10 protein-coding genes and 1 pseudogene are annotated in these 12,932 nt (G+C 45.5%); 1 reads left to right on the top strand and 10 read right to left on the bottom strand.

Annotated elements, in window-relative coordinates; genetic code table 11:
* Positions 1-7 precede the first annotated feature (7 nt).
* From G4V62_RS02905 to G4V62_RS02895, 3 genes are read right to left on the bottom strand one after another with little or no spacing between them, the layout of a single operon-like run.
* Positions 8-3,283: an efflux RND transporter permease subunit gene (locus G4V62_RS02905; RefSeq protein WP_165199251.1), complete on the bottom strand. Its 3,276-nt coding sequence runs from the start codon at positions 3,281-3,283 to the stop codon at positions 8-10.
* Position 3,284: 1 nt separating this feature from the next.
* A complete protein-coding gene (locus G4V62_RS02900) occupies positions 3,285-4,691 on the bottom strand; it encodes an efflux RND transporter periplasmic adaptor subunit (protein WP_165199250.1) in 1,407 nt (468 codons plus the stop codon).
* Positions 4,675-5,577: a TetR/AcrR family transcriptional regulator gene (locus G4V62_RS02895; RefSeq protein WP_165199249.1), complete on the bottom strand. Its 903-nt coding sequence runs from the start codon at positions 5,575-5,577 to the stop codon at positions 4,675-4,677. Before G4V62_RS02895 ends, G4V62_RS02900 begins: the two co-directional genes overlap by 17 nt.
* A 152-nt stretch (positions 5,578-5,729) precedes the next feature.
* Here G4V62_RS02895 and G4V62_RS02890 point away from each other — a divergent pair, with 152 nt between their 5' ends.
* Positions 5,730-7,199, top strand: a complete 1,470-nt coding sequence (locus tag G4V62_RS02890) for a hypothetical protein (RefSeq protein ID WP_165199248.1) — start codon at positions 5,730-5,732, stop codon at positions 7,197-7,199.
* A gap of 415 nt (positions 7,200-7,614) precedes the next feature.
* Here G4V62_RS02890 and G4V62_RS02885 read toward each other — a convergent pair whose 3' ends face one another.
* The 7 genes and pseudogenes from G4V62_RS02885 to G4V62_RS02855 all read right to left on the bottom strand — a co-directional run bounded on the left by G4V62_RS02885 (position 7,615) and on the right by G4V62_RS02855 (position 12,816).
* Positions 7,615-7,797: a hypothetical protein gene (locus G4V62_RS02885; RefSeq protein ID WP_165199247.1), complete on the bottom strand. Its 183-nt coding sequence runs from the start codon at positions 7,795-7,797 to the stop codon at positions 7,615-7,617.
* A 131-nt stretch (positions 7,798-7,928) separates the two neighbouring features.
* Entirely contained in the window at positions 7,929-8,579 is a 651-nt protein-coding gene (locus tag G4V62_RS02880) for a response regulator transcription factor (RefSeq protein ID WP_165199246.1), read from the bottom strand.
* A 33-nt stretch (positions 8,580-8,612) separates the two neighbouring features.
* Complete coding sequence (locus G4V62_RS02875) at positions 8,613-9,131, bottom strand: sensor histidine kinase (RefSeq protein ID WP_165199245.1); 519 nt, start codon at positions 9,129-9,131, stop codon at positions 8,613-8,615.
* Positions 9,128-10,945: a hypothetical protein gene (locus G4V62_RS02870; RefSeq protein ID WP_165199244.1), complete on the bottom strand. Its 1,818-nt coding sequence runs from the start codon at positions 10,943-10,945 to the stop codon at positions 9,128-9,130. The genes G4V62_RS02875 and G4V62_RS02870 overlap by 4 nt, the downstream gene beginning before the upstream one ends.
* Positions 10,946-11,041: 96 nt before the next feature.
* Positions 11,042-11,212: a competence pheromone ComX gene (gene comX, locus G4V62_RS02865; RefSeq protein ID WP_165199243.1), complete on the bottom strand. Its 171-nt coding sequence runs from the start codon at positions 11,210-11,212 to the stop codon at positions 11,042-11,044.
* A 384-nt stretch (positions 11,213-11,596) separates the two neighbouring features.
* Positions 11,597-12,465: pseudogene (gene galU, locus G4V62_RS02860) on the bottom strand (UTP--glucose-1-phosphate uridylyltransferase GalU).
* 198 nt (positions 12,466-12,663) lie between these two features.
* Complete coding sequence (locus G4V62_RS02855) at positions 12,664-12,816, bottom strand: hypothetical protein (protein ID WP_165199242.1); 153 nt, start codon at positions 12,814-12,816, stop codon at positions 12,664-12,666.
* Between the last annotated feature and the right edge of the window lie 116 nt (positions 12,817-12,932).

The following is a 12,932-nucleotide window of genomic DNA, read 5'->3' as shown; positions in this document are numbered from 1 at the left end:
CCAAAATTTATACATTCATGCCTGTATCGTCAGCGGTATCCTTCGGCTTGCGTTTAAACGGCATGCGTGGACGCCATTTTCCTGAAAACACGCGTTTCATAAAGTTGGAGAAATCGTCCATATACGTATACATCAACGGAACGAGCAACAGGGTAAAGAAGGTCGAGAACGAGAGACCAAAGATGATAACGACCGCAAGCGGTTGTTGTGTCTCACTACCTTCACCAATACCTAACGCCAAAGGAATCATCGCAGCAGCTGTTGTGATCGTCGTCATTAAGATCGGACGCATCCTGCTTTTCCCAGATTCAATGATGGCTTGCAGACGTTCCTCGCCGCGCTCGCGTAAGATGTTGATGTATTCAACGAGTAAGATCGCGTTGTTTACAACAATTCCGGCGAGCATGATAAACCCTATAAAGGCAGGGATGCTGAGGGACGTATTGGTGATAAAGAGTCCGATGAGCACACCGATCACCGACGTCGGCATCGAGAACATAATCACAAACGGGAAGACCATCGATTCAAACTGGATCGCCATGACCGCGTAAACGAGGAAGATCGCGAAAACCATCGCTACGGCGAGATCGGCAAACGACTCTGCCATGTCTTCAGTCTGTCCGCCCAAAGAGTAATCGTACCCCTCTGGGAAGTTCATTGATCCTAAGTTTGCTTCAATCGCTTGAGCAGCCCCCGCAAGGTCGTTTCCTTCTACATCGGCGGTAATATTAATTTGACGTTCCTGGTTTTGCCGCGTGATCTCTACCGGCCCACTCACTTGATCGAGCGTCGCGACAGTCGATAATGGAATCATTTGCCCGTTCGGTGTTTGAATGGTCGTATTTTCCAAGTCAGCGATGCTTTGACGCTCGTCTTCAGGAAGCGTCACGGTCACATCGATTTCGTCACCGTCTTCACGGTATTGCGTCGCTGTTGCTCCGTTAAAAGCGAGCTCGACTTGTCCGGAAATGTCTCTGTACGTCAACCCGTACATCGCCGCTGTTTCGCGATCGACGTTAATTTGCATCTCTGGACGTGATGCTGTCGCTGAGCTTTCAATATTATACACACCTTCAATATCTTCAAGCACCCACGTCACCTGGTCAGCCAGCTCACGCAGCACTTCATTTTCCTCACCGCGGAGCTGCACTTGCAACGGCGATCCCGTACCAAGCCCTGCATCCATTGCCGCAACGGTCACTTCCGCACCGACAATATCGTCAAACAGACCTTGCCATTCGTTCATCATTTGATCTGTCGTTACGTCACGTTGGTCAGGCGGTATGAGCTGAATCATAAAGGTCGCGACATTTGCCGCACTACTGCCGACGCCACCGCTGGCACTTGAGCCGGCGATTTCCAAGTAATTTGTCTCGATGACATCATTATACGGCTGAAGCGCCTCGTTCACTTGGTTCGTCACACCTTCAGTCTCTTGTAAACGTGTGCCATCCGGAGTTTCTACGTTAATCGATAACTGACCTTGATCGGAAGCCGGGATGAGCTCGCCGCCAATCATCGGAATTAAGGAGAAGCTGGCGATAAAGAGAAGGAACACAGTGAGCAAGCTCGTTTTACGGAACCGCAAGACTTTCCGTAGTGCTTTTTCGTACACGCTTGTCAACTTGCCTAACAGGCGATCGAACCAATACGCTTTCTTTTTCGGCGCATCACCTGCGTCTGCTTCAGCTGCCGGCACGACGGTGTCACCTGCTTCGGTCACACGCTCATCCGTATCGTCATCTTCAGACGAAGCTTCTTCGTCTGCAAGGTTCTGTTTCCGTTTGAACAAGCCGCGCTTTTTCTTCTTCTTGTTCGTTAAAAACTTCGACGCGAGCATCGGCACTAACGTGAGTGCAACAATGAGCGACGACACCAACGAAAACGATACGGTCGATGCCAGCGGTGTAAAGAGCTCTGACGCAATCCCGGACGTAAACACGATCGGCAGGAAGACGACGAGCGTCGTCATTGTCGCGGCAAAGACGGCTGAGCCAAGCTCTGAGCCACCGATAATTGCCGCATCCTTGATCGAATAGCCCCGTTCCTTATAAGAAAATATATTTTCCAGAATAACGATCGAGCTGTCGACCATCATCCCGATGCCGAGCGCCAGTCCACCCATCGTCAACGTGTTAATCGTCGAACCGGTAAAGTACATTAACGAGAAGGCGGCAATAATCGAAATTGGGATCGATAAGCCAATGACGAGCGTCGAGCGAACGCTGCGCAAAAAGAGGAGCAGGACAAGAACGGACAGCACCGCTCCAATGATAATGTTATTAATTACTGAATCGATCGCGTCGCGTATAAAGGTCGACGTATCTTGGACGACCGAAATGTTGACTCCTTCAGGGAGCTCCTCTTGAATATCGTCCATCGCTTTATACACTTCATCAGCGACGCTAACAGTATTCGCGTCCGACTGCTTCAAAATCGAGATGACGAGTGCTTCTTCACCGTTCACTTGCGTGACACTGCTCATCTCTTTAAACGAATCGACCATCGTCGACACGTCAGACACTTTCACTTGACCGCCATTTGGCAAGGAGATGAGCGTATTATTAATGTCATCCAATGAATCGTACTCGCCCTCGATCCGGATTTGCAGCTCTTTGTCTCCTCGCGAGAGTACACCTCCAGAAGCGTTGGCGTTTTCTTGCTGGACCGTCGATAAGACTTGGTTCGGCGTCAGGCCGTAACGAGCGAGCTGAGCTTTGTTCAGCTCAAGACGAATTTCCCGCTCTTGCCCTCCGTTGATCGTCGCCGAGCCGACACCAGGCGCTCGCGTGAACGCTGGCTCTACATCTGTTTCGGCAATGTTTTGCAGCTCGTCTAAATCTGCACCAGTCAAGCCGACAAACATGACCGGAATTTGCTGCGGATCAAAGCGAAGCACTGACGGATCGTTAGCACTATCCGGCAGCATCGCCTTGACCGCATCGACGCTCTCCCTGACGTCAAGCATCGCATTGTCTAAGTTCGTCCCCGTCTGGAACATGAGCATGACGAGCGACGATGACGGTGAAGAGTTCGATTGAATCATATCGATCCCTTCAATCGTACTTAACTGGGATTCTAATGGTTTAGAGACGAGATTCTCAACTTCCTGCGGCGCCGCTCCTGGATAGGACGTCGCAACAACGGCGACCGGAACTTCGACATCTGGAAACAAGTCAACCGGCAAATTACGTAAGGACACGAACCCGAGCGCCAAGATCGACAAGACGATCATGATGACGCCGACAGGTCGTTTTACGGACGTACCTACTAGGCGCTTCACGTTATTCGTCCCCTTCCATTATGCGAACAAGCGAGCCGTCGTTTAACGTCCCCTGCCCTTTCACAATCACTGTATCTCCCGCTGAAAAGTCTCCTGACACGGCGGTCACATCAGACTGCATTTCCACAATCTCAACGTCCTTTTGCACCGCACGGTCATTTTCAACAACATAGATCATCGCCTCATCGTTCGCTTCAACGACGGCTTCTGTTGGCACGAGCAATGCATTGTCAACAACACTTGTCGTGACCGCGATTTTCGTCACCATACCTGGCTTCAGCACTTTGTCTTCGTTCGGCAGCGTCACTTCCACGGTAAACAAACCATTGTCTTCAGAGGCAGCCGCGACATATGAGACCGTCGCCTCACGCGTTTCATCAATAGACGGGATGATAACATCAACGGTCTCCCCTTTTGTAAACAACGAAAGCTGCTCTGAGCTAACTTGCGCACGCACGGTTGCCGGCGTTAGGCTGACAATTGTCGCAAAAGGATTTGCCGAAGACACCATTTCTCCGACTTTATTAGAAATCGAAGTGACTTCACCAGTCAATGGCGCATATAACACAGGGTCGTTCAGCTGACTGCGCGCCTGCTCCAGCTCAGTTTGTGCTTGCTGAACACCATTTTGTGCTTGTTGCACGCTATTTTCCGCATTTTTAATGTTTTCTTTCGCATCCGCGATACCGATCTCAGCCGCTTTCTTTTGTGATTCAAGCATTTGGATATCCTCTGTGTTTTCCGAGTTTTCCGCGGCGAGCTGCGCCTGCTCTAAGGCAATACGGGCCTGCTTTTCCCCATCAATCGCTGCTTGATAGTCTTGATAAGGAATGGCCCCTTCACGATACAGGTTCGCTAATTTCTCTACATTTTCTTTCGCATCTTCCCATTGAATCCGGGCATTATCGACATTCAAGTCTGAATCGGTCATGCCTGTATCGTAGCCCTTTTTCCCTTGCTCAATACTAATGTTTGCTTGCTCAAGCTGGTTTTGCGCCGACTTCAAGCCGTTTTGCGCAGTCTGGCGTGACAGCTTCGCCTGTTCCAGCTGCGCCTGTGCCTGCTGCAAGCCAATTTGCCGCAATTCAACTTGCTCGCGCAAGCTTTCATCATCTATTTTTCCAAGCACGTCACCTTTTTGAACCGTATCACCTTTTTTTACATTTAAGCTGACAAGCTCACCTTGTACTTTTGGTGTGACATTTGCTTGTGTTTCCGGAACAAGGTTGCCAACGATTTCTTTCTTCACATCTAATGAGCCGCCTTCAACATTTTCAACCATCACAGGCGTGCTCGGCTCCTCCTCCTCAGTCGTAGAACTTGCGGAAGGCTGCTGTGAACATCCAGCTGCAAAAACAACGAACATAATACTGATGATCAGCCCTAGTGCATTACGTTGATTTCTCATCTGTTTTCTCCTTCTCCTTCATGGATAACATTCTTTCAACCATTGCTAGAATACGAGATTGATTGTCTTTAAATTCCGGGTACTCGTCGAGTGTCGAGAGCATCCCTTGAAAAACGATCTTCTGTGGCGCGTCCTTGTTCAGCTCATGGGTCAAAACGTCCAGCATCACATGGAGCTCAGCCTTTTTATCTTTATCCAACTGGCTTTTTTCAATCTCCGTTTCCAAATCGGACAGTTCATGATGAACAGACTTGACGCCCACTTTAAGTTGCGCTGCTTGTACATCCTGTAACACCATTTCATCTCTTTGTAAGAGTCCTGCTACAACGTCGTCTATTCTCCGCATCACATAGTGAGCAAATTCTGTCGGCTTTACGTCAAACCTTTCGATTAACAGCATTTTTATGTATGATAAAAGGTAGGCTTCCACAAAATTGCTGATATCGTAAGCGTATTTCTCTGCTTCTGCTGGCACGATGGATTTGACCGCAGCAATCAGCCATTCAGCCGATTCACATTTCTCTTTTTCGATAAATCGGATGGCTTTCGTGCCTTGAGCAAGCAAGAGGTTATCTTGGATAAAAACGTGCAATGCCGCTTTGTGTTCTTCAAGCATGAGAAACAGGCTTTCGATTTGCTTGATCAATCGTTCTTTCGGAGTTAACGAAGGGTCGGCAGAAATATTGACAACCATTTCATGAAAGCGTTCATGATAGTACGTATGCATTGCTACGTTCAGCTCATCTTTAGACGAAAAGTGTAAGTAAAGCGCTCCTTTTGACATACCGCTTTTCTTAGCGATATCTTGCATCGATGTCGCATGAAAGCCTTTTTCACCAACTAACGACAGTGCGGATTCAATAATTCGTTTCTTTTTTTCATTCAAACTTCTCCACCCCATCAAAAAAATGACCGGTCAGTCACCGGTGTATACATTCATCACATACTACTTTATGATAAAGTGACTGTACGGTCAATTTCAATGGTTTTTACTGGTTTTTAATACAAATGTGGCAAAAAAGTGACGGAGGACTAGCAATGATTTATGATGAAGTACCGAAACAGGACATTCAGCAAGCGATGACCGACTGGCTTGACTCCATTCATGCATCGATTGAGCGCGACGCGCGCCAGGCTAAAAAGGGCTTGTCGCTCTTTCGCCAAGGAAGTGTATACAATGTCGTCTTTTCCGAAGGCCAGCTGTCTGGTTCAGTGCAAGATGTCCGCAAGCTGGACACGCGGGTGACGCTGACACAGCCGGACGTTCATGAATGTACGTGCGGGCTTCCCTATTGCGGCCATGTGCTCGCGCTCTTACTGTACGTTCTTTCACATTTTGAAAGTCCAGGTGAGCGTCTCGCCAACTGGGAGCAAGATCGATCAGCCCCTAAAGCAAACGTCACGCTGCGGAAACAACAGCCTTTAACGATAGAAGACATTCAGTCATTAGATGAAGCCCTTCGTCCAATGAATTGGCAGTTTGACCCTTTCTTACGACCAAACGCGCTGCAGCGCAATTATGCACGTCTCGTCGAAGCGTATAAAGGGCCGTGGCAGCTCCGTCGTCTCTATGCGCTTGTCGCTGGCTTGTACATGCTGAAGCAATGGGACGACATTAGTCATGAAGGAGATGCTGCACCATTAATGAATGAAATGAAGGAGCTTGCGCTAGCCTGCCATGAGCTTAACGTCAAAGACGACGCCAAGCCTCATCTTCAAGAGCTATGTGCAAAAGCTTTTCACCCTTATCTTTCACTCGCCATTTCCTATATCGATATTTTTTCCGTATTCATTTCACTTGATCGGTGGCTCCAATCTGAAGCATTAAACAGACCATTGTTGAATCCGTCTCCCGAAGACATTCGTACACATTATTTTCTCGAAACACCAAACCCACTCGATCAAAAAACAGAAGCGATGCTTGAGATGATTCACAAATACCAGTCCCTTGAGCAACGTGATGCAGAAATGCAAAAATGGGTGGAATCGTGTCGTGACTGGCTTCAGGAAACTTGGGACGCTTGGAAGGACGAATCGCTCCGAAATACACGTTTACGGCAGTTGCTCGAAGAACAAAAGCATTATGCAGAAAAAAAGAATGCCCTTGAAGCATTTGGCAATATTTTAATAAAATGGCTACCCGAAAGCCTCACAGTGTTTTCCGCCCTTCTGCTTGAGCAAGGTAAAGATGAGGAATGTATTGAATTGTGGTTATTTCAGGCGGTCGATCTTGAACAGATTGCCGAAAATCATTTACAGACGATCGCAGAACGCTCGCCAAACGCTCTTCTCCCACTCTACCACCAGCTCGTGGAAAGGTATGTCGCGAAAAAAAATAAAAGCGGCTATAAAAAAGCCGCTGAAACGCTTGAACGACTCCGCGATCTGTACGTCCGTCTAGACAAACAGGCGGTGTGGGAAGCTTACTTTACAAATTTCTTAGATCGGTATGAGCGTCTGCGTGCTTTACGACGCCAAGTGGATGACTTGCTGACTACAGGTCAATGATGTTTTGGTATGACAACCACGGTTCATTTTGCAGGGCGATTTCGGTAAGCTAACTTAAGGTCCAAATCATTTTCGATTTGACTCAGCCTGTTGACAAACGCTTTCATTCGTCGTTGCTTATCTCGCTCGTCCTCTCATGAACTAGGGTTCTATTCGAGTCTTCGCTCGCTTTCGCGCCTAGAATGATAAGCGTTTTCAAATCAGGCTGAAAAGTTTTACAAGCTAGCTTACATAGACTTTGTCTTCACTCTGTGTCCAAATCATTTTCGATTTGGACTTTTACTATTTTCCTGATCAAAAAAAAAGACCTCAGCTCCTTCTGAACTAAGATCCCTTCCCCTGTACAATAAACCTCCCTATTCAATTACAATACACTAGCCCTGCATCCTTCTCTCGGACGTCAACACACCAAATGTCACATGCTTTCAATGGCTTTTTCCTGACCTTCACGGCGGACTAATTCGATTGTCAAATCGTTAATTGTCAGAAAAACTTCTCGCTTGTCTGCTTCCGAATGCTCATCTTGAAAAACACGAATCAGCGCACGAATCTCTTCAATCAGCTGGTAAGTTGTTCCATGATAATGATCAAGGTGCACATCTATCATCCTTTTTCAATTGGTCTAGGGCTCACCGGTTATTATCTGATAATTCCATCATACAGGAATTCAAGCAGGTTTACACCGTAAATCTTTTTGCGGTTTTCCGCAATTAGCTTTAGCCCTTTCACTTACGACAGGATGTTTAACAAACCGAGCTCTTTCGCACGCAACATCGCTTCTGTCCGCGACCGTACCGACAGCTTTTGAAAGACTTTCGTTAGATGATGCTCCACCGTCCGCTGACTCATATGAAGTTCGAGCGCGATTTCGCGATTCGTCTGTCCTTTATATACGTGTTCTAAAATGGAACGCTCTTTTCCATTGAGCTGCAAGCTTTCTTCATTTTCTGCTCGCTGCAATGACACATCCGTGCTTCTTTTACGGAGCTGACGAAACAATGAGAGCGGAAGGACCGCTTCTTCATCGAGCGCACAATAGATCGCTCTAAGCAGCTGTGCCTTAGACGCTGTTTTACTTAAAAATCCCGAAGCACCTGCTTCGACAACCATATTAAAGTGGTCATGAATATCAAACCCCGTATAAATGAGCACGATCGCATCAGGGAGTTGTCTGCGAATGTGCTTCGTTAGCTCAAGACCATTCATTTCTGGCATATATAAGTCAAATAAAAACAGGTCGTAACATTCGTTTTCTTCCTTAATGAGTCGCAAAACGTCTCCGGCACTGACCATCACATCGACATCAAACTGCTCCTCTTGAAGCATCGCTTTTGTCCCTTCACCTACAGCTGGGTGATCATCGACAATTAAAATTCGCATAACGCTCTCCTTTCATTTAAGATCAACGCTTCATTATTCAGCGATTTTTTCAATATTCTCTTCATGAGGCAGGTGGATATCAACGGTTAAACCGTATCCAAGTGTTGAGTTAAATCGAGCTCGACCACCAAGCGCATTGACACGCTCCCTTATGCTGTAAATACCCATATGCTGATCGTAATTTTTAATTTGCTCCACATCCATGCCAACGCCGTCGTCTTTATATTGAATGTACCAAATTCCTTGACCATCGAAACGAAGCGTTAATTGGACGACGTTCGCGTTTGAATGTTTCATTGCATTATTCAACAGCTCCTGAACCATGCGAAATATGGTCATGGATATATCATCATTGAGGGGATACGTCTGCTCAGCAAACGAATATTCAACTCGAAAGTTCGCCGACAGCTGTGTGCGTTGAATGAGATGCTCGAGCGCTTGATGAATGCCTTGTTCTGCCAAAAAAGGGGGTCTCAGCTCATTACACGTTTCGCGAATAAGGTGGACGCTGTCGAGGACATGCTCTTTTAAATGATTCATTTCCTTTTTCAAATTTTCACGACCTTCCAAAGCATCATTGGAATGGTATTGCGTAACGTGTCTAATTTCCGATAAAGAAAAAGCTGCTCCTGCAAAATCGTGTCATGAAGATCATTGGCGAGCCGGCTTCGTTCGCGCTCAGAGATCGTGAATAGCATTTTGGATAACCACGCCGGATGACTCCCTGGCTCATGCAATTGATCAATTCGGTCAATCAGGTTCTCAATTAAATAGAGATTTTCCAGTAAGATGCTCGTATAGTAGCTCAACGCCCTTTGCCATTGTTTCTCATCAGGACTGAGCGTGCTTCGGTCTGTTTTTGAGCTGATCCAAAGCATCGTATAGGCATTTTGCTTCATCCCAATCACAAGTGCAAAACCATCTATGCACTCTAAAGCATCACCAGGCAAATACGCCTTTCGTGCCCATTTATTCTTCGACATGCGAATCATTGTTTTGAGATGGGGTTTTTCCTCACATACAATGTCCCCTTCACGATCCATAGAAAATACAGCCGTTTCCCGCACATGGAGGACTTCCTCCAATTCATTCTGCAGAACGGTAATCAAGTCCTGAACTTTCTTCACTTGTTTTACTTTTTGCGAAAAGCGATAAAGGCTTTTCTGGTAATTATATTTCTCGGAAAATCTTTTAAATTGTAATTTGTAATCTAACCATTCCTTCATATATAAAAATAATAGCGTCGAGCCGTATGTACTCAATAAAATAACAAGCCACAAAGTTGGTGATACATCGGTTCCTTGAAAAAGGTATGTCGAAAACATCACAAAGCCGGTTGGCATGAGGGCAAGGAGCGCGTAATATCGGAGTCGATAAAAAATATAGTTCATATCTAACAATCTTTCTGTAACCATTAAATAAATGAAGGAGGCAGGTAGAAAGAGGATTGCCAGACTGGTCAAGTCAACGTTAATTAATGGCAAGCCTGTAATCATTGCTGGGATTGCCGTGAACAAAACAAACGGTAAAAGGCTAAGGAAAAATCCCGATAAGATCACTTTTAAGGTTGTATGATAAGCCGTTTTTCGCATGTGGATATAGTTCGCAATGAGGACAAAACTCGTCCAGTTCGTAAAAAGGACAAAGAGGGTGAACTGTATCAACCATACAGTTCCATCCAATTCAGGACGAATAAAGCTGAGAATTTCCATCCCACATGAGCCAACCATAGCACCATAAAGGAGCGAAAGATGCCCTATCTGCAAAAAACGCAAAGAATGGCTACGAAAATAACGACGAAAAAACTGTAAAAATAAAATCGGAATAAGTAGCGAGCTTGCGCTGTAGGTCAAGCGGCCAAGAAGATCTTCCCGATCAGCGACTGGTGCGGACAAAATAAACAAACCGATGACAAACGTTAAAAAAATGAGCAGTCTTGTCACCCGTAAATGATGCTTTCGAACATAGATTTGCCAGCCGAGAAAGAGGCAGAAGAGGAAAAAACTAACTGGCAGCAACAAGTGAAAAATCATTTGATTTTGCAAATGAGAGCGGGATGGTGTCAGCATTCTATCATCACCATCTGATTCCTGAACGCGCAAACGGTGAACTTTCTCCAAGCGATTTGACCAATTGAGAGGAAAAAATGCTTCTGGGGGTTTCCCATTGATTTCTAACAGCATAGAACCCTCTTCAACTCGGTGTGCTTGTCCCCACTCTCCGGGTACAACTTGAGCAATTTGATAATCACCATTGGGTGTATTACTGATCGTCAAGCCCATAAGTGGAAACTGAACGATGACATACGCAAAATATACGGCAAGGCCCAATAGTAAAACAATACCCATACGGTAGACCCTGTCCACGTTATCGATCTCCCTTCGATTTCTGCCATCAACAGAATCCTGTATGATTCACATTGGAAAGGCACCCCCATAGAAGCGGCTGCCTCAACGTTTTTTCTATGGTTGTGTATTGCTGTCAAACCGACTGGTTGTCCGTTCTTTTGCGACGAAGGCGTTTAACAATGTTTGCTGTTCTTCCTCTGAAAAGCCGATGCACGTCAGTTTTCCAGCCTTCAGCTTTTCCATGAGCTCCGGCTTATCAAGCAGTAACTGAATCGCATACTTCATCTACTTCCTCCTTCAATACAAATTGTTTAACGAAGTCGATCACTAAACAGCAGGTAAAGAAGTTTTCTATAAACGAATGTGCTGGCATAATCGCTCGTAATGAACAGCCATCGTTAGGAAAAACGTTTTGCTTTGTCTCCATTTGTCAAGTGACTCACTTTTGCATCCGACAACATGATTTCACTTTTTTTTACAAAGAAGGACACCGATAACACTTTCTTCACAAGACCACAATATCCTGCACTAATTTCAGAATTTTCCTTCGACATTTTTCTTAAATTGATGTCATTTTTTGTTACATACTAAATTCCAAACATCTCACAATTAAAAAACAAAAAAAGCTGATGTTATCACTAGACAATTCGATAACACAGCCTTTTTCGGTTATATCATTTGATTCTTTTTCATATAAGCAATGAGCTCAGCTCGCATGTCCTCACGACTCATCGCCCAATGCAATGTTGCTTTCACGAAGCCGATTTTGTCTCCTACATCAAAACGAAGGCCTTCAAATGCAAACGCGTATACATTTGAAGTGTTTTTCAGCTCCTGAATGGCGTCGGTCAGCTGAATTTCGCCCGCTCTTCCAGGTGGAAGGTGCTGTAAAACGTCAAATATCGCCGGATCTAACAAGTACCTTCCCATAATCGCATAGTTAGAAGGTGAGTCTTGAATTGATGGTTTCTCAACGAGTGCTTTTACTTCATGCAGACGTTCAGATAATTGCTTTCCTGGGTCAATAATTCCGTATTTATTCACGTTTTCTGGCGGAATTTGCTGAATGCCGATCACATTCCCACCATATTGCTGATGGACATCCATCAACTGTTTTAAGCAGGGCGTTTGATGATGAACGATATCGTCACCCAACATCACTGCAAAAGGTTCATCTCCAATAAATGAACGGGCACAATAAATGGCATGCCCTAGGCCAAGCGGTTCCTTTTGTCTTATGTAATGAATATTAGCCATCTGAGATATGTTACGAATTTGCTCGAGCCGCTCCCATTCTTCCCTTTTCTCGAGCGTCTCCTCTAATTCGTATGATTTATCAAATGATCTTCAATTGCTCGCTTACCACGTCCGGTCACAATCATAATATCTTCAATTCCTGATGACACAGCTTCTTCAACAATAAATTGTATTGTAGGCTTATCAACAATAGGCAGCATTTCTTTCGGTTGTGCCTTTGTCGCAGGCAAAAAGCGTGTCCCTAAACCAGCAGCAGGTATAATGGCTTTTTTGATTCCCAAAATAAGCGCGCCTCCCTTCCATCTTTCAAGAGTATACCATATTTAACTAAGTCAGCACATGAACAGATGAAAGGGCTTTTTGCGGATGAAGAACCCCCAAAGCTCAGGAGGGGCTAAGCTTTGGAGGTGATGTCTAGAAGAATGTGCTAGAGGTTTGTTATGTGAGGGTCATTTAAGAGGAAGTGCAACATCAAGTGATCAATTTTTCGTGTGCAGACCTTCAGCATTGGCTGCAACTTGCTCAATAATCGCGTGAATTCGTCGTGACGAAGGGATTTCATTCCCGAGCAAGTATACTTGCTTCCGAAGCCAGCGCAACTCCTCTTCAATTTGAGACAAACGGTCAGCCATTGAAATTATCCTCCTTTCGTATGTCTTGCGACCATCATATCGCGACGAAAGTCCTTATAAAAGGAAGTGAAATTGAATTTCTCTAAGCAATTCTTATTATAAACAGCGGATGCATA

The organism is Litoribacterium kuwaitense, from assembly GCF_011058155.1.
Taxonomy (GTDB): domain Bacteria; phylum Bacillota; class Bacilli; order Bacillales; family DSM-28697; genus Litoribacterium; species Litoribacterium kuwaitense.
This window is presented reverse-complemented; position numbering and strand designations above follow the sequence as displayed.

Coding starts and splice junctions, on each gene's coding strand:
- G4V62_RS02880 (WP_165199246.1), bottom strand. CDS start 8,579: ATGCGAATTTTAATTGTCGATGATCACCCAGCTGTAGGTGAAGGGACA.
- comX (WP_165199243.1), bottom strand. CDS start 11,212: ATGAAGTATGCGATTCAGTTACTGCTTGATAAGCCGGAGCTCATGGAA.
- G4V62_RS02890 (WP_165199248.1), top strand. CDS start 5,730: ATGATTTATGATGAAGTACCGAAACAGGACATTCAGCAAGCGATGACC.
- G4V62_RS02900 (WP_165199250.1), bottom strand. CDS start 4,691: ATGAGAAATCAACGTAATGCACTAGGGCTGATCATCAGTATTATGTTC.
- G4V62_RS02855 (WP_165199242.1), bottom strand. CDS start 12,816: ATGGCTGACCGTTTGTCTCAAATTGAAGAGGAGTTGCGCTGGCTTCGG.